The sequence below is a fragment of the Microcoleus vaginatus PCC 9802 genome, assembly GCA_022701275.1.
In the GTDB taxonomy this organism is placed as follows: Bacteria; Cyanobacteriota; Cyanobacteriia; order Cyanobacteriales; family Microcoleaceae; genus Microcoleus; species Microcoleus vaginatus_A.
Genome location: CP031740.1, coordinates 6,343,729 through 6,365,430, shown reverse-complemented (window position 1 = coordinate 6,365,430; position 21,702 = coordinate 6,343,729). Strand labels below are relative to the sequence as shown.

Here is a 21,702-nt window from a genome sequence, read left to right as displayed (position 1 = left end):
GCCTAAATCCTTGCCTAATCCGAGCCTTGTCCCTGCTGGTGCATCTCATATTCTTGGATAAATTGGGCGATCGCATTTTTCCGGGCTTCTGTTAACTCGCTGGTTTCACCGAGACTCCTCATTCGCTCAACGATAGCGGATGGTTCGAGATAGGGTTCGAGCCAGTTAAGGTCAAGTTTGTAGCCAGTTTTTTGAGTTTCGTTCGACCCATCCTCACTAAAATCTTTTTGCAGCAACTTCTCCAAGAAATTAACTAGCCCTTCCTCATTATCAATAATCTTTTCAACCCATTGCTTGACTTCCTCTCCTCCTGCCCAACTTTGCCAATAGTGTAAATTTTCAGATAGCTTTGGGGATTCCAGTAGGGAGTTTTGTTGTGCAGCATCTCGCAGCCGCTTCAAGGCTATTCCTTCAAGTTCTTTAAGGTGTTCTACACTCTGGAGCCATTCCTCTGCGGGGATATATTCCTCTGCTCCATATTTACCTTGTTCCTGACCCAAAGCTGCTACTTCGCGCACAATTATGGATAAGGCGTTACCGTTTGATATTGCCTCTTTCAAGGTTTCAAACCGTGCTTGTTCGTCAATCCGATGCAACAGTTGTGAGATCAGGCGTTCAATTCTAATGTCATTGCCAAAATCAAACATTCCATGCGGTTCGTCTTCCGGAGGCAAAAGCTGGTCGCCGACATCAAACAAAGCTTTCACAATTGAAGGAATGCAATCGGTAGGAATTTCTTTTTCAGGGTAATCCTCCAGCCGTTCAAGAAATGCCCGAACCTGCGTCGTGCCATCAGAGCGTTTTTGATGAACGAGTTCTACAAGATTATTCCCAAATGCTTTTGCATCTTTTGCCAACGCAAAAATTGTTTTAATCTCAGCATCCGAGAATTCATCTTGTGTTAAGACTAAACCGAAGTAGTTGGGAAATATATCTAAGCTGCAAATACGTAATTGCTTGGCCCATATTGACTCGTCCTGGGCAGGGGGATAGGTATTATACCAAACACCTTGTAATTTAGGAAAAAGGTGCAATAGCAGCCGTTTGATTGGTTCTTTATCTTCATCTTCAAACTGAGCCAGCCACGAATAATGAAAATCTTTGAGCTCGTCCAAAGTCGGAAGTAGAGAACCCTCCGCCTCGACATTTCCCGCAAAGAATTTAGGATTTTTGCGGATTATGTCATAGATCGTTGGGCGAAAGGCTTGCAGGGACTCCATAGCAATAAGATCGACAGGATTCACTTCACTTTTGACCGCTGGGTATGTCACGGTTAAGATGTTAGTCAGACGAGTAATGTCGCGAGGGTTGGTAATAAAGTGGTCTATCCCTTGTAAATAAACATTGCCCCAGCGATTTTGATTGAGTAGTGGCTTTGGTACATCAGCTAGTATGCCATTGAGTTTTTCAAAAAGTAGCTTGCGGAGTGAGGTTTTATCTGGAAGAGGTAACTCAAAAGAAGCTTGAACAATCTGATTGAGGTAGGTGTCTCCAGGTAAAGGTTGTTTGTCTGCGAGGGTTTTGATGACAACTTCTTGATCGAAAACGAGCAAATAGACAACATTAGTAAAGTTGGGAATTGATTTAATAAGATAAAATAATTGACTAATCTCTTCAGCGGAGAGCCGGTCAATATCGTCAATGGTTACTACGATTCGCGGATGCTGCTTTTCTAGTGTATCTTCGACTTCTTCTTTTAAGTCGGAAGTCTCCTTTTCTTTATCGTCAAATAATTTTACAAGTGCCTTACTAGCTTGAGCGTAAGGAAGAGGAATTTCAGAAACTGCTTTAGCCAGATTGGTTATTCGACCTAGGAAGCCTTTGGGGATAGCTTTAAATTGGCTCAAAACAGTCTGTAATTGGCCAATAAAGCGCCTTGTGATGTCTTCGCCCCCAGAAAATAACCAGGGATTAAAAGGGACAATAATAGGTTGCTCGCTCTCTGGCTTTTGCTTGAGATAGTACGTTAAAAAGTTCAATAGTGTGGATTTGCCAAACCCTGAGGAACCGTAAACCGCTATAACGAACCCTTCAGGAAAGTTCATTTGGCAAATACTGTCTGCAAGATGTTTGGCGAAGGGTGCATATCCTAATCGGTCTTGTTTCGGCTCGATTAAGGCGTTATCAGCAGATGGGTCACTAAAATCCTCCGGCAAGATTTCTGGAGCGTTCTTTTTTTGAGCCATACAGTTTCTCTACTTGTTAGCTAAGGTGTTCTTGCCGTTCAACGTTCGTTCTAATTAACACCCCCCTAGCATGCTGAGTTTGGGGTGTTGAATTACGTTTTAATTATGCGATTGCTTATCTTTATAGATGCTCATAGAGTACCATCAAGGAAGCTCTTTTCTTGTCTACTGTTAGATGGATATTAACGTTAAGCTAGGTTGTGTAGAAGGGACAGGGTTGCCAAAATGAAGCACCCGTTTACACGCGCCTAAGTGGGCGATCGCAGCAAACGAAGCATCGTGGTGAGGCAGAACACCAGCATCCATTTTCTACGCCCGCATCTTAAGCCAATCGACAATAGTTGGAGGAAGGTCTCGCTGCACTTTACTGCTGACGTACATCCCGATGTGCCCCACTGGGAAGGAGCGCAAGGTGTAGTCTTCGCTAGCAATGTATGTCTTAAGAGCTAAGGAAGAGGCTGGAGCAACGAGATGATCTTGCTCGGCGTAAATGTTCAAAATCGGGATGCGGATGTTTCCCAGATCCACTCGCTTGTTGCCAATCTCGACCTGACCTTGAATCAGTTTGTTTCCCTGATAGAAATCCTTCATGAACTGTCGGTAAGCCTCTCCAGCTTGGTCGGGACTATCAAAAATCCACTTTTCCATCCGGAGAAAATTGATTAGTTTGCTTTCACAATCGATGTTCTCCAGAAGGTCAATATACTTCTGAACTCCTAACTGAAAAGGCTTCAGCATCAAGAACTCCAAATTCAGGAAGTCGCCGGGAATGTTCCCCAGAGTATCCACCATTAAATCGATATCTACAGCCTTTGACCCCAGAGTGCATCCACCCCAAACATTGAGGAGTCCCTCATTGATGTGAAAATCGACGGGGGTGACCATAGTAATCAGGTTTTTTACCTTCTCGGGGTAAAGGGAACTGTAGCAGAGGCTGAAGGTTCCCCCCTGACAAATACCTAACAGGTTGATTTGCTCTAAGTTGTGACGATCGCGTACCACATCCACACAGTTGTTGATATAGCCATTAATGTAGTCGTCAAGAGTTAACCAGCGATCGCCGCGACTCGGATAGCCCCAGTCAATCAGGTAAACATCCAAACCAAGCTCTAGCAAATTCGCAACGAGCGATCGCCCCTCCTGTAAATCGACTATGTAGGGACGATTAACCAGGGCGTAAACGATGAGTATGGGAATATTCAGCGAATGCTCAACTTTCGGCGAGAAGTGGTACAGCAGTACCTTATCTTCCCGGTAAACTTCTTCCTTGGGAGTCACCCCGACTTGAATATCTTCCTCCCGCAGGCGGGTGAAAATCTCGACGCCCTTGACCAGTTTTTGGGTTAGCTCTGTCGTTACCATATTGATATTCTGAATTCATTAGGAATAGTCACTCCAGAGCTGGCTTAGCCTCATTGTAGGAGTAGAGAAACAGACCGAAGAGAATCGAAAACACAAGGTCGATCGCACCCGGAACTAAATAGAGTGGGTGAAGATTGCCGATCGCGGTGTGATAAGCCAGCACGGGGAAAACCGAGGATTGGGCGCAGATTCCAAGTTTCACGATATCCTGGCGGGAAAGGTCGTTACCAACCCACCAATAGCCAATCCCGAAAATGAATATCAACACAATAAACATATGTAAATACTCGGGATTGACCAGAGGTTTCAGATTAAGCAACTGGCGAATCCATTGGTCGCCAAACAGTAACCCGACAGATTCAACCCAATTTATTCCAGCCTTGCCCAAAAATAAATACTTCCACGTCATCGAATTTTTCATAGTTCCTACTTCAACCTTTTATCTGAGATTCTGCTAATGCTTTTTTAAGGCTTTTAACTTCCTTACGCAGCTCGTAAATGCTGTGGTGAATCTCGTCTACTTCGCCCCGAGTTGGCAGGTCATACATCTTCAGAAACACTTCCGTGAGCTGTTGCTGATAAAGCCTGTATATCATGGCGGAGTTCAAAAAATTTCCTCGAACTTCAAGAGCATCTTCTGCACGGAACCTTTGTAGAAATACTCCGTCAAATACGCTACTCCAAACTTGGAGTAACTGCTGCCAGTTCTGAACCGTTTCGCCCTTTTCTTCAGAAGAGGCTAACTCTCGCATCAGCTCCTCAGAAGCTTTCAGCCAGACATCAAGTAGCACTATTTGATAGTCAAACTTGGCCTTAGAAAAGTTGATCCCGGCATCAAAACTTTTAAGCAGTTTGTTGTTGAACTCACGAGCGTATCCCAAGTTTGGGCTTTGCAGAACGCTACCAAATGTCTTTTCATACATATTCCAGTAGAGGCTGCTGAGTTCAATCAATGCTCCAGCGTAACCCCCTACTCCTCCGGTTCCGCTCTCTAGTGACTGCTGTAGTGATTCTGCCCAAAGCTGAGTCAACTTTTGCAGCCCCTTCAGGTAAATCTGCCACAACTCGGCTTGATTTTGAGTAGCCTTGACCGCAGCAGGTGTTGCGGGAGTTGTTGCAGACTTGATGAAATCGAACCAGCTTTCCCACATATTTACGTCTGCTACATAATATTGATATGAAAGGGACAAGATCGACATCTTGTACACTTAAAAATTACTTCTTGCTTCAGGGTAGGGAGTCGGCTCCTTCTACGGGGCAGGCGTCTATTCAGAACGACGCCTCCTTACTTTTTTTTGTAAGACAACAGCTAAATTAATAGCTCCGTTCAAGCCTCTACTACAACTAGAGCCACACTGCTAACAAACAAATACTCGCGCTTGAAATGGCATTAGTTGAACGTGACCGTAGTTTGAACAAGTTTTAGATGAGGGATACCATCGATCTACCACTTCTACAACAGTGCCGTAGATGGCAGATCGATAAGTTAGTTCCCTCGTCCATCCATAAAACCCTGAGTATAAAACGGATAAAGCTAATTTGTGATTAGCTACTCTCCCAGAAACGTTCCACTCTACCTAAATATTTGATGAGGCAGCAGTTTCTACTCACATTTGTTGATGTACGGGCGTTACTGATTTCATCCTAAAATCACTTTTCGTGGTTGAAGCCTTGTGTTGCCAGCAAAGCTAAAGCCATCACACCAGCCGCACCCCACTGGAGAGCGGGATTCTTAGCCAGCCAGTCAGTAACGCTCGGTATCACTAAATTGCCATAGTCTCCATCAACTCTGGTATCGTTTAGGACAGGCTCGTAAAGGTTGTTCCGATCGTCTGGAGACTTCGGCTCGTTGCTGCGTTGAGCCTGGAAGCCGATGAGCAGCAACAAGGCATCTGCCACTTCGGGTGAAAGCCGCTGTAACGCAGCTAGAGCTCTAGCCGAATCCCCAACCAAGAAGTCACGAGTTGGGTGTTCAGCAACGTAGAGGATGGCGTCAGCTACCAACCTGGGGTCGTAGTAGGGCGGTATCCCTCCTGGCTTTACGCCTAGCTTGGTGAGGCCATTGTTCCAGAAGGGTGTATTAATGACCGCTGGTTTCACGCTCGTCACGCTGACAGGTATGTTCTCATGTTGCAACTCCAGGCGCATAGCTTCGATGAATCCCTCAATGCCGTGCTTGGCGGCGGAGTATGCACTTTGGTAAGGGAGACTTCGCACACCTTCCATTGAAGAGATGTGGATCAGCGCCCCCCGTCCCTCACGCTTGAGATGGGGTAGCGCCGCCATTGCACCGTATACCTGCCCCATCAAGGTCACATCAATGACGCGCTTAAACTCTTCGGGTGTGGTGTTGTCGAATGTGGCAAAAATGCCGACAGCAGGGACGTGCACCCACGTATCGAGTCGCCCATACACTTCGACGGTACGGTCTGCGATCGCTTTGACCTGCTCGAACACCGACACATCGGCAACTACAGCCGTTACCTCACCACCGAAGCCCCGAATCTCATCCACTAGGGAGGCTAGCTTCGACTCACTGCGAGCGGAGACAACTAACTTGGCCCCTCGCTTGGCAAACTGAAGAGCGGTGTCGCGTCCGATGCCGCTGGAAGCTCCAACGACGGCAACAACTTGCTGATTGATTGGCTTCAATTGCATTATTTTTCGTCCTCTAAATCAGTTTTATTTATCAGTGATCCGATTCTTGGTGATTCTTTTAACCGGACATCCTGATAGTTTGGTTTAAACCGGGTTCGCCGGGCGTTGGGTCAATTTTGTTGAAGAATGCTGAAGGGTAACACGGTTAATCGGGCTATCAAGAGCACCAACCGCATCCTTTTGAAAGACTTCATTCCCAAAGATTTCCGAGTAAAACGCCTTACGCCCCAGTTTTAGCAAGTCCTCGGTCACGGCAACCGCCCGATTTTCAGGCGATAGCTGTTTTTGTCCCTCATCGGTTTGGAGAAGGCGTGTTGCCCGATCTTTATTAATGGCATTAATCCCGTAGCCTACACTCAGCCGATCGACAGAGTTATGCCAAGCAGGATAAGAAGTGGTCGCCATCTCGTCCAAGCTGGCGCGGCGGCAACCCCGGGCTCGCTTGTTGGGGATTGAGTTTGTCTTATGAATGAGCCTTTTTCCCTCAAGAAAGATTAGAGCTGTTGCAAATGTTTGGGATAGGCACCTCTGTTTCCTGTTCCCTGTTAAGAAGTTCCCACTTCTGCAATAAGTTTATTCAAATTGAAGGCTTACACTGCCAGCAGGGCTAACCCGAAGGCTCCCAGCGCTGTAACGGCGATCGCACCCCACTTTGCCGTGGGATGGGTTTCCAGCCAGGTGGAATAGCTATTCGCGCGTGATTGCTTGCTAAAATCTCCCTCAACGCGATCGAAGCCTGCGATCGGCTCAAATAAATTATCGGGAGCATCTTCGGACTTCGGTTCGCTGGTTTTCTGCAGCTTAAAGCCCGCTCCGAATTGCAGCAGCAAGGTATCCATTAATTGGGGTGAGAGTCGCTGAATTAGATCCATCGCCCGCCCTGCCCCTCCAGCGATAATGTCACGGGTTGGGTGACAAGCCGCGTAGAGGATAGTGTCAACTACGATATCGGGCTGGTAAAACGGCGGCAGTCCTTGGGGTTTTACGCCTATCTTGGTGCGGGATTTGTTAAACAGAGGCGTGTTCATTGAGGCTGGCATGACATTGGTTACATTGATGCTGGACAAACCCTCGTGCATCAACTCAAGCCGCATGGCTTCCAAAAAGCCATCAATCCCATGCTTGGATGCCCCGTAGGCGCTGTGGTATGGGAACGAACGTTTGCCTTCCACGGAGGAGACATGGATCAGCGATCCTCGTCCCTCGCGCTTGAGATGGGGCAGTGCCGCCATCGCCCCGTATACCTGTCCCATGAGGTTCACATCGATGACGCGCTTAAACTCCTCTGGTGTTGTCTGGTCAAAAATCGCGTAGAGATTGATGGCGGCTAAATGCACCCAGGTATCAAGCCGCCCGTATTGCTGGATCGCTCTGTCTGCGATCGCTTTTACCTGTTCAAAATCTGCTACGTCTGCAGGCACAGCGATCGCCTCGCCCCCTATCTGCCTTATTTCATCCACTAGAGAATCCAATCCTGGTTCGCTACGAGCCGAAACGACCAACTTCGCCCCCCGCGCCGCGAATTGAATAGCGGTTTCTCTTCCGATCCCGCTGGAAGCTCCTACAACGGCGACAACTTGTTGGTCTATTGGTTTAAGCTGCATTGCTGGTACTCCTTACTAACCCTTATTAGAAGCTACCTTTAATAGCTGTGAGGGCGCATCGTACCGAAGGTGATAGTTGCCAGCACATTTCATTCTCAAGCAGCCTTTAGTATGTTGAAATTAAAACCAGCTCAACCTTGAGCTTGAGCCATATTTTGAAGGCTCTGAGCGCGATACAAATTGAAGGCAAAATTGCGTGTGCTTGCCAGCATTGAACAACCCCAGCCGTGTGAATGCGAGCAGCATATTCGCCGTGGCTGGCATCAGGGACATAATAGACCTCTCCCATAATTCTAATCCCTTTCCCCGCTTGGTTTCTGTCGGACGGTTCTTGGAATAACCGTCCGCCAGAACACAACGCTTCAAGAAGGGTTTCAACGGTTAGTCAATAAAAACTACCCAATTTTTTGACCTAATTTTTAGTGTTTTTTTTCAGCTTGTAGGGACTGTTATTGACACATAACGCTCGCACCTATGCGCCACCGTATTAATCCACATACCAGCCAAATTACTGTCTCCTAATTTTGCGGCTTAAAGTCGAATATTTCTGCTGATACTCGAAAGGTCTTTACTAATTTAATTACATACTTTACAAAGATTATTATTTGAGCCTTTGACTTATTGGCTCTCTCTTGAGCTGGAATCAGAACTTCCTGACGATGTTTTTTATGAGGAGTGTTAATTAATGGTTCTCCTACATAAGCTTTATCGCCTTGAAATCTTTGTGAAGTTTCTAATGACGCTAGCTGCATTGCTTTATCCAAATTTTTATGTTTAATTGTCGCATATCCCCGCACCGGACACGGCATTGCCGTCTCCCTACTCGCGTACTTGTCAGACGTGGTATAACTCAGGGAAATAAAAAAATTAGACTTTAGTTCAACCTCCCACTCAAGGCTGGGGAGTTAATCTAAAATCTAAAATCTAATGACCGGACACGGCATTGCCGTGTCCCTACTGACTTTTAAAAATTAGTATAAGTCAGGGAAATAAAAAAATTAGACTTTAGTTCAACCTCCCACTCAAGGCTGGGGAGTTAATCTAAAATCTAAAATCTAAAATCTAAAATCGAATGACTATTGAGATTGACCGCTGATTTCGTAAACGATCGCGCCCAAAGATGCCAAACTAGCTAGAATGAGCATCCCGGCTGGCATGAATTTGCGAGTTTTTACAAGCCGTAAAATAAAGACTATTACTAAAACAGCGGAGATGGCTGCTGCTAATGTTAAACCCCAACTTTGTCCCATGAGTTGTGCGGTGCCGGCAAAAATTAGCAGCGAACCGCTAATCAGGCCAGAAATTAGCGAGGCTTGGCTTTTGGCCTTGATATAACCCATGATGCCACCAACCAGTGTTAAAATGCCGTAGCCGATCGCCGCTGCTGTACCTAAATTCATTTTTAATCCTCCAGATTTGACTCTTTGCATCTAAATTTATACAGCGCGGCCTGCAATTAGTGTCACGACTTGTTAGAAAATTTATTAAACCCAGTCAGGATATCTAACTGTTATACAATTGCCATTATGTCAGCCCTAACTTCTGGTGCGATCGCCCAAATTCGTTACCTCCAGCGCCAAGCAGCATCCCTGCTGCTGTATCAATCGGTTTTCAAAAGCCCTGCAGGTCAAGCCTTTCTCGACTTGCTGCAAGCCCTCTACCACAGCGAAGTCAGCGGTTTAGACTGTCTGACAGCTTACGGCAACTGGTTCAAAGTTCAGGCTGCTAAAAATCTGAGCTGGAAAGATTCTCTAATTTCCGAAATTCTGAAAGACGAAAACCCCTTTTCTCGCCGAGCTCAGCAAACAGATTTTGCGAGTTTGCCCCCCGCTTTGGTGGAGGCAGCGCGACATGATTTACACGTGCTGCAAAATATTTACGACAGCAGCAGCGATCAGTTGAGCAAGTGGGTGCGGGTAGCGGGTCAACTTGACGCTGCACCTCCGATTTGGCATTCAGAAAGTGTCAAAGAAAATGGCGATTTGCCGCTGCACGGGAAAGTGGAAAAATGGTCGAGCGCTACGGAATCTTTGGCAGCTTATTATCGACAGTTTGGCACCGGCTTGTTTGCAGAATCTCGCGCTTTTGCGTGGCGGGGAGGGCAGTTGGCAACTATTTCGTATCCCGATCGCATAACTTTAAAAGAGTTGGTTTGCTGCGATTGGCAGCGGGATGCTCTTGTGAAAAATACGGAGTTTTTGCTGGCAGGTTATCCGGCTTTGCACGTTTTGCTGTACGGGAGCCGCGGTTCGGGCAAGTCTTCTTTGGTGAAGTCGCTGTTAAATGAATTTGGATCTCGCAATCTGCGCTTGATTGAAGTATCTAAATCCGACTTGCAAGATTTGCCACTAATTGTCGATCAGTTGCGGGGAGTTCCTCAAAAGTTTATTATTTTTGTGGACGACCTTTCCTTTGAGGAAGATGACGATGCTTTTAAAGCTCTGAAAGTTGTTTTGGAAGGAAATGTCACTGCTCGCTCTCAAAATGTGGTAGTTTACGCAACATCTAACCGCAGGCATTTAATTCGAGAGTTTTTTGATGACAGGCCTCGCCCCCGCGACGGAGATGAAGTTCACGCTTGGGATACTGTGCAGGAAAAACTTTCATTTAGCGATCGATTTGGCTTGACTTTAACTTTTGAGCCGGCCGATCAAAACACTTATTTAACAATTGTCCGACATCTGGCAGAACTTGCTGGAATCAAACTCGCTCCCGAGGATTTGGATCACCGAGCTAAAGAATGGGCAACTCGTCGCAATGGGCGATCGGGCAGGACTGCACGGCAGTTTGTTGATTTCCTGAAAGCAGATTTAGCCATTTTTCACAAGTAGATCGTCTGCGCTGGGAGGGCGGGTTTTACCCCAGATATGGGAAGGCAATTCAGGAGCTGAATAAACCCGCCATTGCAGCGCCGAAGGGCGAAATAAAAATTCTTAATTTTTTCATAATTTTATTGATAATAAATAACTAACAAAATTTGATATAATTATCAAAATTCCCAAACAAACCTCCAGAGCCAGAACCCATCCTGACTCCATAAATCCACCACTAAATAATGAGGAAAATATCATGGGTTTATTTGATAAAGTATCGCAGACTCGCCAAGAAACGGACGTAACGTTAGGACCGGCCGAAGCATTTGCGGCGATCGCGCTAATTGCCGTAGCAGCCGACGGTTACATCAATGACAGCGAAAGTAAAGCGATTAGCATGACGCTATCTCGGATGCAACTGTTCCGTAGTTATCCCGATGACGTGATGAGAAAAATGCTCGATCGCCTGCTGATGATTCTGCAACGGCAAGGAGTTGAGGTACTGTTTAATGCTGCTTTGGTAACGCTTCCCGACGAACTTAAAGAAACTGTTTTTGCTGTCACAACTGATATCGCTTTAGCAGATGGCGAGGTTTCAGAAGAAGAAGAACAACTTTTGAACGATCTTTACAGTGCATTGGGGCTTTCCGAAGATATTGCCCTCAAGATTATAGACGTGATGTTGATTAAGAACAAAGGTTAAGAAAGAAGGGGAAGGAGTGAGGAGGGCGAGTTTTACAATATAAAAAATTAGCGCCTACTTACTTAGCTGACAACTTCTCCACAAGTGCGGTTTTACCGATATGATGGTTGGTAAAATTGCGATCGCAAATTCGATCGCTGTTACTACCTCAAATGCCTTTCACTTACACCCGCACTGTTCACTTTCAAGATACCGATGCTGCTGGAGTCGTTTACTTTGCTAACGTTTTGGCGATGTGCCACGAAGCTTACGAGGCATCTCTAGCAGCATCGGGAATCAATCTCAAAGCATTTTTCAGCAATCCCCAGGTTGCCTTCCCCATAATTCATGCTAGTCTAGATTTTTATCGCCCAATGTTTGCGGGCGATCGGCTGACGATTCAATTGACGCCCAAACAAGTTACTGGCGATGAATTTGAAATTGCCTATGAAGTATTTTCTGAGGAAGTTGCAGGAAGAAGCGCTGCTAAAGCTCTTACTAAGCACGTCTGCATCGATGCAGTTAGCCGAGATCGAAAACAGCTATCTGAAGACTTGATGAAGTGGATGAGGAAATTTGAGATTGAGATTTCAGATTAGTTCTATCTTTAAATAATAGCAGGGTATGACAGTCAAATTTCTGTTTTGTTGATATTATTTCTGACTTTTTGATATTATGTCAAATCGCAATTATGCCATTGTGGGCACGGGAGCTTTAGGCGGATTCTACGGTGCTAGACTGCAACAAGCAGGTTTAGAAGTCAATTTTTTGCTACGCAGCGATTACGATCAGGTCAGAAAACACGGTTTGATTGTCGAGTCTCCCGAAGGCGACTTCACCCTCCCCCACGTCCGCGCCTACCACAACACGCATAAAATGCCTAAGTGCGACGTAGTAATTGTAGCGCTGAAAACAACTCAAAATAACTTTTTGCCCCAAATTTTGCCTCCTTTATTAAAGGATAACGGCGCGGTTTTAGTATTGCAAAACGGATTGAATGCCGAACCGGAAGTAGCTAAAATTGTCGGTGCAGAACGAGTGGTGGGCGGGCTGTGTTTTCTCTGCTCTTATAAAGTTGGGCCCGGTCACATCTGCCACCTAGATTACGGCACTATCACCTTGGGAGAATATGCCCAGGACTACAAAGCAATTGGTATTACTGATAGATTGCACCAAATTGCTAAGGATTTTAAACGTGCTCATATTCCTATTAAAATGAGCGAAGATTTGCTATTGTCAAGGTGGAAAAAGCTGGTTTGGAATATTCCTTATAACGGGCTGTCTGTAGTGTTGGATGCCAGAACTGACGAACTGATGGCTAATCCCGATACTCTGATTTTAGTCAAGGAAATGATGGGGGAAGTGGTAGCGGGAGCCAAAAGTTGCGATCGCATTATTCCCGATGACTTTATCCCACAGATGCTCGAATACACTCAGAAAATGAAGCCTTACCGCACGAGCATGAAAATCGATTATGATGAATCGCGACCCCTGGAAGTTGAGGCGATTTTTGGTAATCCGATACGGGTGGCGCAGCAAGCAGGTATTAAGTTGCCCCAAATAGAGGTAGTTTACCGAATGTTGAAGTTTGTGGATGTTCAAAGACAAGAAGCAGAGAAGACGAGAAGGCTGTTAGGTTTGTCGTAATTAGTCAGTTGACTGTTGACTGTTGACTGTTGACTGTTGTCAGGAGGCGGAAATAAGCATGAGAAATTCTGCCTTCTGCATTGATTGCGATCGCCTAATAATTATTGATATTTGAGCGCAATTTCTTGCAATTTTTCTCGATTAACTTTGCCTTGAGAATTGCGCGGCAATTGTTCGACGATTACCCAATATTTCGGTCGCTTAAACTTGCTCAACTTATCTTCTAGTGCCGCTTGCAGATTTTTGACCGTAACTTCGGAATTAGCGGGAACGTAGATAGCCGTAACGACTTGACCCCAATCTTTGTCTGGCAAGCCAATTACAGCAATATCCGCAACTAAATTAGTCGATCGCACAACGGCTTCAACTTCCGCCGGAAATACATTTTCTCCGCCTGTAATAATTTTGTCGCTGCTGCGTCCGATGATATTTAAGTAGTTATTTTTATCAAAAAATCCCAAGTCATCTAATTGGAAGTATTGGCGATCGCCAAAATTTTTAGGATAATAACCCAACGCCAAAGATTTAGCATTTACCACAATATTTCCGATTTGATTATCGCACAAAATATCGCCATTGGCACTGCGAATAGTTATTTTAGCGTGCGGTAAAATTTTACCGGAACTGTTATTTCCCGCGAGAAAATCTTGGGGTTTTAGTGTAGCAATTTGCGAGGCGGTTTCTGTCATGCCGTAACTAGGCGCTAATTTGATTTGATAGTTTCTAGCTGTTTCTAAAAGTTCCGACCAAGCGGGAGCACCCCCCAAAAGTACGGCCCGAAACCGTCCCAGCCAATTAGCTGTATCTGGATTTTGCAGCAGCCGTTGCAGTTGAGTTGGAACTAAAGAAATGAAAAATTCTTCTGGTTCGAGGTCGCTTTTTTTACCACTTTCTAATTCTTTAAATGGCTGAATAGCGAGTTTTCCTCCGGTAGTAAAGGAACGCATAAATTGCATTAAACCGCTGACATGATATAAGGGCAAAACGCAAAAGGAGTTGATTTGGTCAACTTGAAAATATTGTTGAAAACCTTGTACTGATGCTGTTAGTGTTTCCCAATTGTGGATGGCAAAACGAATTTTTCCCGACGAACCGCCGGTGGGAATCATGATCGTATCAAAACCGCTTTTACCGGACGAATGGAATTCGCGACTATACAAACGAAGTCCGCCTTCGCGGACTGGGATATGGGGATTTTTGGGAAGCGGGTATTGTCCTAAAAATATGTCTGGTTGGACTAAATCAAAGACTTGTTCCCATTCGGGTTTTACCCAGTTGGGATTGCAGAGAAAAATGGGGCCTTTGGCGGCGCAGGCGGCGGTGAAACTGGCAAGAAATTGCACGGGTTCTGGTTCGGCAAGGCAAATTTTTGGGGGTGTTTTTTGTGCGGGATTTTGGGTGATTTCAAGAAATACCCGATCGACAATTCGGGCAAATTCGCGACTGTCACAACCGATAAGCCAGTTATCGGGCAAGCCCGACTTGATATCCAGAATATTTACTGTGAGATTTGTTGCCATAGATGCTTTCACCAAGTTTTTCGATTTAAAACAATTACCTAACCCGCTTGATTTAGTCGTGGGACTAATCTAAAATCTAAAATCTAAAATCTAAAATCGAATGATTGTCATCGAACCAGCAATCCGTGCCGAAGCCGAGTGCTCTCTTATTTAAAGACAATTCTGTTGCTAAGTTTAATGCTGCTTGTCTGCCGATTTGGGTTTCAAATACTGATGAGAAAACAGCGTCTATATTGTGAGTTTGACAAAATTTTCGCAGTTGGGATGGGGAACCAGCAATCGCAGGTTTAATGACGAAAAGTCCCCGCCAGCCTTGGCTGTAGCACTCTTGGATGCGATCGAGGTTGGCTGCAGATTCATCAAGGGCGATCGGAGTTGCATAAATAGCATTCAATTCTACCATTTCCTGAAACTGTGTTACGGGCAGCGGCTGTTCCACAAATTCAATGTCTGCAGAAAAGTCAGTTTCTTTTACCTTGTCGCAAGCTTGCAGCCATGTTTTAGCCTGCGAGTAACTGAGTCCCCCGTTGGCATCTAACCGCAAAAATGCCGATTGTCGATCGCACAAATTGTGCATTGCTTGGATTAGCTGCTGAAAAATCTTTAATTCTTCCTCAATTGCAGCAACCCCAATTTTCCATTTAAACGTGCGATATCCCTCTAACCAAAGAACTTGCAAAGCCTGCAAAGCTGGTTCACCTGCTGGCAATAAACCGCTGAACCGATTTTGCATTTTCTCCCCATTTTGGGGAAGGTAAGTTAAATTTTCGCTTTTCTCCCCCCCTTGGCAAGGGGGGGCTGGGGGGGGTGAATTTTCCTCGTTTGATAGTGCTGACTCAAAGCCAAATTGACAAGCCGGCAATTCAGGGGAAATAGCAAAAATCATCTCTGATGAAAGATTAGCTGGCAACTGGTGACAAAAATCTAAAGCTTGCTCAAAACTTTCTGAACCAAACCAACTCAAAGGGGCAATTTCTCCCCAACCAATTCGACCATTTTCGCCAACAACTCGCAGGATAATTCCTGAGCGAATATCCCAGATGCCGTGACTTGTTCGCAAGGGGCGCTTAAATTTTCGCTGATAAGTGCGAAACTCGAATTGATAAAGCATGGGTTTTTGAGTTAATCATAAAATTGTCTCACAACGGCGACAAACTTATCAATATTTTCAAAATGGATATTGTGACCAGCTTTTGGTACAATTTCCCGAGTAGCGGCCGGACACAAGCTGGCAATTTCGGTATTTATGGTTGTAAATTTATCATCATATTCTCCCGCTAGCAAGAGGATGGGAATTTGATTTTGTGCGAGTTTTTCCCAGAGAGAGGGCTGGTTGCCGGTTCCCATATTGCGGAGTGATTTGGCTAACTCTAAGGGATTGTTTGCTAAGCGGGTTTCTATGAGTTTGTCGAAGTGGGGAGAGTTTTTTAAAGATTTGAATAAAGGGCGATCGTACCAGTTGAATAAAAAATTTTTAATGTTGCTATTTTCCAGATTTTGTGCTTGCTGTAAATCGGCTTCCAGGCGGTGCGATCGCTCTTTTTCTGTTTTCAATCCTGGCGAAGCTGACTCTAACACTACTTTCTCGAATCTTTCTGGAAAATGTAATGTCATGTAAAGTGCCAATCGCCCGCCCATTGAATAGCCCAACAACAAACATTTGTCTATTTGTAAATCATCTAATAACTCGATTAATGCTTGGGCAGTATTTGACATAGTGTAGTAACTTTCGTCGCCGTTGACTTGGGTTTTTCCGTGGCCGGGAAGGTCAACTGCTAAGCAGCAATAACTGTTAGAAAGTAAGGGAATCACCCTGCTAAAGTCTAGACTGCTGCCCGTGAATCCATGCAAAAATAAAAGTGTCGGCTGATTCTTGTTGCCAGTTAAGGAATAGTGAAAGTTATAATTATTAAATTTGTCCATATACAATTATACGATTCAATATGAGGTACGGATTGCTAAATTAAACAAGATTTTGAGAAGTCACCAAACTCCACCAACTCTCTCAACTTAGCAAACCATACCTCCATTTTACCGGAATTCTCGATCGCCCGATTTACAAAGCAAAGCCCAACGCCAGCAGCAATCCGCTCGAAAAATGCAGCGTAACTGCGATAAACTTAGAGTTGCTGACCTTTGTCGGTTGGTTGTGATAGTCTGTGACATGGCGGCAAAGGTCGATCGCAAATGGCAAACTCCCAAAAATCAACAGCGTCCAAATTGGGAACATTCCCAAAGCCACAAATAGCACAGTCAAAGCATAAACGCTGCCGCACAACCACTCCAACAACTGGGCACCTTTCTTTGTACCGAGTCGGACAATTGGCGATTTTTTCCCTGCCGCCAAATCATCCGCAATTTGATGAAAGTGGGAACAAAATAAGATGATACTCGTAGTAATTCCCACGATGGCCGAAGCTGCAAAATTAGTTGCCGACCAAGTTTGAGTCTGACTGTAATAAGCAGCGGCAAAGGCTAGCGGCCCAAAGGTGAAAAAGCAGATGATTTCCCCCAAACCCTGATAGCCAAGGCGAAACGGAGGCCCTTGATAAGTGTAGCCGAGAGCACAGCACAAAACTACTAGCAAAATTACTGTTGGGTCTTTTTGCCACCAGCTTATGGCGCATATTCCCGACACTCCGACTGCTAAAAACAGATTGGCCAGCCCGAAAATTAAAGCTTTATTTCCGGTTAAGTTAACTAGGGAATGCGCTTTGTTTTTATCGATGCCTGTTTCCGAGTCAAATACATCATTGCTGAGATTCAGCCATGCTATAATCAAAATGGCTGACATTAAAAATGTCGAAAAATTTGACGAATTAATCGTTTGAGTTTCGGCAAAAGCAATTGCTGTTCCTACTGAAATAGGAATCACCGCAACGCTGTACATGGGCGGCTTGATTGCCGCCAGCCACAATTTACTATTTGGACGTTCAATTAACTTTGTTGTCATTACACAAACTTGATGCAATTGATAGCAGCTTAGTAATTTTACAATTTTATTGGTGAACAAAGTCTACTCTGTATAAGGTTGAGTGCGTGCGGGGCATCCGTTGAGAGGCGGTGAAGGTGCTCACAGCCTTGAAGTAGCCCGTCTGCAAACCTTTGTAGGGGCGTGAGCATGAGAGTCGAGATTTAGTCGCTCAATCTTAAAGTTTTATGTCTAAATGTTTCGATCGATCGCACGTTGGCGAAGCCCTCGAAGAGGATCGTCTGTTTTCTGCCCTCTTCGAGCCCAAACTTTCGGGGAAACTCGAAAGGTCATGTTTTGCGATCGCCCTCCCGTGCTTAGATCGAAATAGGGGTTTTAGCCGGACAAACCCACACTCTATCTGACAAATCTGCTATTCTCGCTTTCATGACAGTAATACCGCACCGCGCTAATCTCTTGCAAGACCGCAATCAACTGCATCAGTTTCTGTTAAATTGCCAGCAGTCTTTAACCGAAAAAGATCGCACAAAAATAGTTAGTATTTCTCAGGAAATTTACCCCCTCGATCCGCTAGCTGTACTGCAAGAGATTTCCGAACCTTGTCAGCGGCACTTTTACTTTGAAAAAAGAAACCCTATTGTCGGCAAAAGTTTTGCGATTGCAGCCCTTGATTCGGCAATCCATCTCACAGTAGCAGGAACCGAGCGATTTGCCTTAGCTCAAAATTTTATTCGTTCAACACTTGCCAATACAATTACCATTGGTGCGGAACGCTTGCCATTTAGCGGGCCTCACTTTTTTTGTAGTTTTGCTTTTTTTGATGAGAACATTGTGGCTAATTCTTACTTTCCGCCCGCCACCATATTTTTACCAAAATGGCAAATTACCAGACAGAAAGATAGCTGCATTCTCGTGGCAAATACCGTAATAGAAAAAGATCTAAACATTAAAAGCATCGCTGAAAATATTTGGCAAACATTTGATAAAATTGAATCTCGTAAATACCCTAAACTAACTACTGCTATCAACAGTTCGCTCTCTTTTAAACAAATTCCCGTCAATGATGCCAGTCAATTTAAAACATCAGTCAAGTCTGCTTTAGAATTGATAGCCTCTAAATATTTTAGTAAAATAGTTTTATCTCAAGCAATCAATGTGATTTCTCAAACCCCTTTCAGTTTAATAGATTCATTAAATAACTTGCGCCTCAGCTATCCAGATTGCTATGTATTTTCAACCAGTAACGGCAAAGGACAAACTTTTATCGGTGCCAGTCCAGAACGCTTAATTAGCATTCACAGCAATCAGTTATTAACAGATGCTTTAGCAGGTTCAGCACCGAGGGGAAAAACTGAGGCGGGAGATGCAAAATTAGCCCAGGGATTGCTTGAGAGCGAGAAAGATATTCGAGAACATCAAGTTGTGATTGACTTTATTGTCGATCGCCTGTCTAAACTCGGCATAACTCCCAATTTTTCCCCAGTGCCCAGACTGCTGCAACTATCAAACATTCAGCATTTGTGGACACCCATAACTGCTCAAATCCCCCCTGATATTCATTTATTAAAAATTTTAGCTCAACTGCATCCAACCCCAGCGGTAGCAGGCGTGCCGAGAGATATTGCCCTAGAGCAAATTCGCCGCTGCGAAAGCTGCGATCGCTCTTTGTACGCAGCACCTCTGGGCTGGATCGATCGCAGGGGGAACGGCGAATTTGCCGTCGGCATTCGATCGGCATTAATCGATGGCGATCGGGCTATACTTTATGCTGGTGCCGGTATTGTGGCTGGTTCGGAACCAGAGAAAGAACTAGCAGAAATTCAGCTCAAATTACAACCACTTTTAAACGCTTTGGTTTAGCAATATATTATAAAAATGATTGATTTTCGCAATACCAACACTCTCTGGTCTTCAATATTAGCAGAGACATTGCAAAGACTGGGATTAACTACAGCCGTGATTTGTCCCGGTTCGCGATCGGCACCGCTAACAATAGCCTTTGCCCAGAACAACAAAATAGAAACTATTCCCATACTCGACGAACGTTCAGCCAGCTTTTTTGCATTAGGAATCGCCAAAAAATCCGGTTTACCAACCGCACTAATTTGTACATCTGGAACCGCCGCCGCCAACTTTTATCCTGCTATAATAGAAGCCCGAGAAAGTCGAATTCCGCTACTAATATTCACCGCCGATCGACCTCCCGAACTGCGGGACTGTCACGCCGGACAAGCGATCGACCAAGTTAAAATATACGGCAATTATCCGAACTGGCAAGCCGAATTAGCGATACCTTCTGCGTCCAGAGGAATGCTAGACTATCTGCGGCAGACGATCGTGTATGCTTGGGAGCGATCGCAATTTCCAACACCAGGCCCCGTCCACATCAACCTCCCCTTTCGCGACCCGCTTGTACCCGTTCCAGACATAGCCGTAGAAGCTTTAGAAACACAATTTAATCCCGAAGATTTCTTTGCAGGATTAGAACCCATTTTCGCAGGAGAAAGCTCTACCCCCCCCAGCCCCCCCTTGTTAAGGGGGGGAGAAGAAAGTACCATGCAACAATGGCAAAAGTGCGATCGAGGGATTATTATTGCAGGCGTTGCACAGCCTCAATTTGCCGAAAAATACTGTAGTGCGATCGCCCAAATTTCCAAATCCTTAAACTGGCCAGTTTTAGCAGAAGGACTATCCCCAGTCAGAAACTACGCTCAACTAAACCCCCATCTAATTTCCACCTACGATTTAATCCTGCGAAACCGCGAACTAGCAGATAAATTAACCCCAGAAATCGCCATTCAAATCGGAGACTTACCCACAAGCAAAGAACTGCGAAACTGGCTAGACAAAACCCAACCACAACGCTACATAATCGACCCCAGCCACCACAATTTCGATCCGCTACACGGCCAAACAATTCACCTGCGAACCTCTGTAGAGCATCTAGCCACTAATATCCTTCCTCAAGTCCCCCCCCTTAGCAAGGGGGGGTTAGGGGGGGTTCTAACCTCTCCATCAAACGAATACCTCCAACTTTGGCGCAACACCGAAATCCAAGTCAGACAAACAATAGACCAAAAAATATCAGCAATTAACAACATAATCGAACCCAAAGTTTCCTGGCTGCTTTCCCAAATTTTGCCACCTGCAACACCGATATTTATTGCCAACAGTATGCCCGTCCGAGATGTCGAGTTTTTCTGGAAGCCAAACCACTTAGAAATAAAACCTTTTGTCAATCGTGGCGCGAACGGTATAGACGGCACATTATCAACAGCGTTGGGAGTTGCTCACCGCCATCAAAGCAGCATCATGCTAACAGGCGATTTAACACTTTTGCACGATACGAACGGTTTTTTAATTAAAAATAAATTTGTCGGTCATCTGACAATCATATTAATTAATAACAACGGTGGCGGAATTTTTGAAATGTTGCCCGTTGCCAAATTTGACCCGCCCTTTGAAGAGTTTTTTGCGACGCCGCAGCAGATAAATTTTGCTCAGTTGTGTGCAACTTACGGCGTGAAACACGAGATAATAGACGATTGGGAACAGTTCAAACAAAAATTAAGTTTTTTGCCAAATAGCGGGATTCGCGTCTTAGAATTGCAAACAGACAGGCGCGGCGATGCTAAATGGCGGCAAGATAATCTAAGTAAATTTGCCAAAGATTTGTAAATTTGTAGGTTGAGCAGGTGGAACGAAACCCAACCTACACTAATTTAAACTGCTGGTTGAGCTAGCAGCGGATCTAACTGTCCATCTGAATCGAGTTTGTGAATGTCATCGCAGCCGCCTACGTGTTGCTTATTAATGAAAATTTGGGGCACGCTGCGGCGTCCGTTAGCGCGATCGGCCATTGCTTTTCTAGCCGCTTCGTCGCCATCAATTTTGTATTCCGTGAAATTTACGCCTTTCCACCACAGCAAAGTTTTGGCGCGGATGCAGTAGGGACAGGTTTGCCAAGTATATATTTCCACATTGGCTTTGATGCGATCGGGCTTGCGGCCCAAGAGAGGATTGAGAAAATCAAGCATTTTCGGTACTGGGGTAAAAATTAAACTGGTTGGGGGATTAACGATCATTTTAGCGAAATGCCCTCGGCCCCACGTCCTACCCAAAAATCGGCGCGGGATGGAATTGCTTGGGGCTACCTGTGGCGCTGTGACCCAAGTCACAACTTTACTCTACTCGGATCACTTGCTTTCACCCTAGAAAATCACATTCGCGACCTTATTAATATCACCGATATTTAGAGGAAACCAGAAGATGATAGATATATCGAATTCAACCGCACT

22 protein-coding genes are annotated in these 21,702 nt (G+C 45.0%); 6 read left to right on the top strand and 16 right to left on the bottom strand.

What is annotated here, in order from left to right:
- Positions 1-14 precede the first annotated feature (14 nt).
- From D0A34_26250 to D0A34_26200, 11 genes are all read right to left on the bottom strand, one after another.
- Positions 15-2,186, bottom strand: coding sequence for an NTPase KAP (locus tag D0A34_26250; protein UNU21879.1), 2,172 nt, complete (start codon positions 2,184-2,186; stop codon positions 15-17).
- Positions 2,187-2,495: 309 nt separating this feature from the next.
- Positions 2,496-3,548: a class III poly(R)-hydroxyalkanoic acid synthase subunit PhaC gene (gene phaC, locus D0A34_26245; protein UNU21878.1), complete on the bottom strand. Its 1,053-nt coding sequence runs from the start codon at positions 3,546-3,548 to the stop codon at positions 2,496-2,498.
- 28 nt (positions 3,549-3,576) lie between these two features.
- A complete protein-coding gene (locus D0A34_26240) occupies positions 3,577-3,969 on the bottom strand; it encodes a hypothetical protein (GenBank protein UNU21877.1) in 393 nt (130 codons plus the stop codon).
- Between the two features lie 10 nt (positions 3,970-3,979).
- Entirely contained in the window at positions 3,980-4,747 is a 768-nt protein-coding gene (locus D0A34_26235; GenBank protein UNU21876.1) for a class III poly(R)-hydroxyalkanoic acid synthase subunit PhaE, read from the bottom strand.
- A gap of 159 nt (positions 4,748-4,906) precedes the next feature.
- Complete coding sequence (locus D0A34_26230; protein UNU21875.1) at positions 4,907-5,020, bottom strand: hypothetical protein; 114 nt, start codon at positions 5,018-5,020, stop codon at positions 4,907-4,909.
- Between the two features lie 178 nt (positions 5,021-5,198).
- The gene (locus tag D0A34_26225; protein ID UNU21874.1) at positions 5,199-6,206 is read right to left on the bottom strand and encodes an SDR family NAD(P)-dependent oxidoreductase; all 1,008 of its coding nucleotides are present in this window, start codon (positions 6,204-6,206) and stop codon (positions 5,199-5,201) included.
- Between the two features lie 84 nt (positions 6,207-6,290).
- Positions 6,291-6,611: a hypothetical protein gene (locus D0A34_26220; GenBank protein ID UNU21873.1), complete on the bottom strand. Its 321-nt coding sequence runs from the start codon at positions 6,609-6,611 to the stop codon at positions 6,291-6,293.
- Positions 6,612-6,796: 185 nt separating this feature from the next.
- On the bottom strand, positions 6,797-7,810 hold the full coding sequence (locus D0A34_26215) for an SDR family NAD(P)-dependent oxidoreductase (protein ID UNU21872.1): 1,014 nt from the start codon (positions 7,808-7,810) through the stop codon (positions 6,797-6,799).
- Positions 7,811-7,916: 106 nt separating this feature from the next.
- Positions 7,917-8,099, bottom strand: coding sequence for a hypothetical protein (locus D0A34_26210; protein UNU21871.1), 183 nt, complete (start codon positions 8,097-8,099; stop codon positions 7,917-7,919).
- A 229-nt stretch (positions 8,100-8,328) separates the two neighbouring features.
- Positions 8,329-8,619 carry a hypothetical protein gene (locus D0A34_26205; GenBank protein ID UNU21870.1) on the bottom strand — a complete coding sequence of 97 codons (291 nt, stop codon included), beginning with the start codon at positions 8,617-8,619 and terminating at the stop codon, positions 8,329-8,331.
- Between the two features lie 267 nt (positions 8,620-8,886).
- Complete coding sequence (locus D0A34_26200; GenBank protein UNU22474.1) at positions 8,887-9,210, bottom strand: hypothetical protein; 324 nt, start codon at positions 9,208-9,210, stop codon at positions 8,887-8,889.
- Between the two features lie 126 nt (positions 9,211-9,336).
- On the opposite strand from D0A34_26200, the gene D0A34_26195 reads away from it, so the two are divergent.
- The 4 genes from D0A34_26195 to D0A34_26180 all read left to right on the top strand — a co-directional run bounded on the left by D0A34_26195 (position 9,337) and on the right by D0A34_26180 (position 12,952).
- Positions 9,337-10,641 carry an ATP-binding protein gene (locus D0A34_26195; protein UNU21869.1) on the top strand — a complete coding sequence of 435 codons (1,305 nt, stop codon included), beginning with the start codon at positions 9,337-9,339 and terminating at the stop codon, positions 10,639-10,641.
- A 238-nt stretch (positions 10,642-10,879) separates the two neighbouring features.
- Positions 10,880-11,326 (top strand): Tellurite resistance protein TerB, encoded by a 447-nt coding sequence (locus D0A34_26190; GenBank protein UNU21868.1) that lies wholly within the window; start codon positions 10,880-10,882, stop codon positions 11,324-11,326.
- Between the two features lie 152 nt (positions 11,327-11,478).
- Entirely contained in the window at positions 11,479-11,904 is a 426-nt protein-coding gene (locus D0A34_26185; protein ID UNU21867.1) for an acyl-CoA thioesterase, read from the top strand.
- A gap of 76 nt (positions 11,905-11,980) precedes the next feature.
- Positions 11,981-12,952, top strand: a complete 972-nt coding sequence (locus D0A34_26180) for a putative 2-dehydropantoate 2-reductase (protein ID UNU21866.1) — start codon at positions 11,981-11,983, stop codon at positions 12,950-12,952.
- Positions 12,953-13,053: 101 nt separating this feature from the next.
- Here D0A34_26180 and D0A34_26175 read toward each other — a convergent pair whose 3' ends face one another.
- From D0A34_26175 to D0A34_26160, 4 genes are all read right to left on the bottom strand, one after another.
- Positions 13,054-14,472, bottom strand: a complete 1,419-nt coding sequence (locus D0A34_26175; GenBank protein ID UNU21865.1) for a 2-succinylbenzoate--CoA ligase — start codon at positions 14,470-14,472, stop codon at positions 13,054-13,056.
- A gap of 76 nt (positions 14,473-14,548) precedes the next feature.
- A complete protein-coding gene (locus D0A34_26170; GenBank protein UNU21864.1) occupies positions 14,549-15,583 on the bottom strand; it encodes an o-succinylbenzoate synthase in 1,035 nt (344 codons plus the stop codon).
- 11 nt (positions 15,584-15,594) lie between these two features.
- Positions 15,595-16,395 (bottom strand): 2-succinyl-6-hydroxy-2,4-cyclohexadiene-1-carboxylate synthase, encoded by an 801-nt coding sequence (menH, locus tag D0A34_26165; protein UNU21863.1) that lies wholly within the window; start codon positions 16,393-16,395, stop codon positions 15,595-15,597.
- A 133-nt stretch (positions 16,396-16,528) separates the two neighbouring features.
- Positions 16,529-17,425: a 2-carboxy-1,4-naphthoquinone phytyltransferase gene (locus D0A34_26160; GenBank protein UNU21862.1), complete on the bottom strand. Its 897-nt coding sequence runs from the start codon at positions 17,423-17,425 to the stop codon at positions 16,529-16,531.
- Positions 17,426-17,830: 405 nt separating this feature from the next.
- On the opposite strand from D0A34_26160, the gene D0A34_26155 reads away from it, so the two are divergent.
- Both D0A34_26155 and D0A34_26150 read left to right on the top strand, forming a co-directional pair.
- Positions 17,831-19,264 (top strand): isochorismate synthase, encoded by a 1,434-nt coding sequence (locus D0A34_26155; protein ID UNU21861.1) that lies wholly within the window; start codon positions 17,831-17,833, stop codon positions 19,262-19,264.
- Positions 19,265-19,279: 15 nt separating this feature from the next.
- The gene (locus D0A34_26150) at positions 19,280-21,082 is read left to right on the top strand and encodes a 2-succinyl-5-enolpyruvyl-6-hydroxy-3-cyclohexene-1-carboxylic-acid synthase (GenBank protein ID UNU21860.1); all 1,803 of its coding nucleotides are present in this window, start codon (positions 19,280-19,282) and stop codon (positions 21,080-21,082) included.
- Positions 21,083-21,126: 44 nt separating this feature from the next.
- Here D0A34_26150 and grxC read toward each other — a convergent pair whose 3' ends face one another.
- Positions 21,127-21,441, bottom strand: a complete 315-nt coding sequence (gene grxC, locus D0A34_26145; protein ID UNU22473.1) for a glutaredoxin 3 — start codon at positions 21,439-21,441, stop codon at positions 21,127-21,129.
- Positions 21,442-21,702: the final 261 nt, after the last annotated feature.

Coding starts and splice junctions, on each gene's coding strand:
- D0A34_26250 (UNU21879.1), bottom strand. CDS start 2,186: ATGGCTCAAAAAAAGAACGCTCCAGAAATCTTGCCGGAGGATTTTAGT.
- phaC (UNU21878.1), bottom strand. CDS start 3,548: ATGGTAACGACAGAGCTAACCCAAAAACTGGTCAAGGGCGTCGAGATT.
- D0A34_26240 (UNU21877.1), bottom strand. CDS start 3,969: ATGAAAAATTCGATGACGTGGAAGTATTTATTTTTGGGCAAGGCTGGA.
- D0A34_26235 (UNU21876.1), bottom strand. CDS start 4,747: ATGTCGATCTTGTCCCTTTCATATCAATATTATGTAGCAGACGTAAAT.
- D0A34_26225 (UNU21874.1), bottom strand. CDS start 6,206: ATGCAATTGAAGCCAATCAATCAGCAAGTTGTTGCCGTCGTTGGAGCT.
- D0A34_26220 (UNU21873.1), bottom strand. CDS start 6,611: ATGGCGACCACTTCTTATCCTGCTTGGCATAACTCTGTCGATCGGCTG.
- D0A34_26215 (UNU21872.1), bottom strand. CDS start 7,810: ATGCAGCTTAAACCAATAGACCAACAAGTTGTCGCCGTTGTAGGAGCT.
- D0A34_26210 (UNU21871.1), bottom strand. CDS start 8,099: ATGGGAGAGGTCTATTATGTCCCTGATGCCAGCCACGGCGAATATGCT.
- D0A34_26205 (UNU21870.1), bottom strand. CDS start 8,619: ATGCCGTGTCCGGTGCGGGGATATGCGACAATTAAACATAAAAATTTG.
- D0A34_26200 (UNU22474.1), bottom strand. CDS start 9,210: ATGAATTTAGGTACAGCAGCGGCGATCGGCTACGGCATTTTAACACTG.
- D0A34_26195 (UNU21869.1), top strand. CDS start 9,337: ATGTCAGCCCTAACTTCTGGTGCGATCGCCCAAATTCGTTACCTCCAG.
- D0A34_26190 (UNU21868.1), top strand. CDS start 10,880: ATGGGTTTATTTGATAAAGTATCGCAGACTCGCCAAGAAACGGACGTA.
- D0A34_26185 (UNU21867.1), top strand. CDS start 11,479: ATGCCTTTCACTTACACCCGCACTGTTCACTTTCAAGATACCGATGCT.
- D0A34_26180 (UNU21866.1), top strand. CDS start 11,981: ATGTCAAATCGCAATTATGCCATTGTGGGCACGGGAGCTTTAGGCGGA.
- D0A34_26175 (UNU21865.1), bottom strand. CDS start 14,472: ATGGCAACAAATCTCACAGTAAATATTCTGGATATCAAGTCGGGCTTG.
- D0A34_26170 (UNU21864.1), bottom strand. CDS start 15,583: ATGCTTTATCAATTCGAGTTTCGCACTTATCAGCGAAAATTTAAGCGC.
- menH (UNU21863.1), bottom strand. CDS start 16,395: ATGGACAAATTTAATAATTATAACTTTCACTATTCCTTAACTGGCAAC.
- D0A34_26160 (UNU21862.1), bottom strand. CDS start 17,425: ATGACAACAAAGTTAATTGAACGTCCAAATAGTAAATTGTGGCTGGCG.
- D0A34_26155 (UNU21861.1), top strand. CDS start 17,831: ATGACAGTAATACCGCACCGCGCTAATCTCTTGCAAGACCGCAATCAA.
- D0A34_26150 (UNU21860.1), top strand. CDS start 19,280: ATGATTGATTTTCGCAATACCAACACTCTCTGGTCTTCAATATTAGCA.
- grxC (UNU22473.1), bottom strand. CDS start 21,441: ATGCTTGATTTTCTCAATCCTCTCTTGGGCCGCAAGCCCGATCGCATC.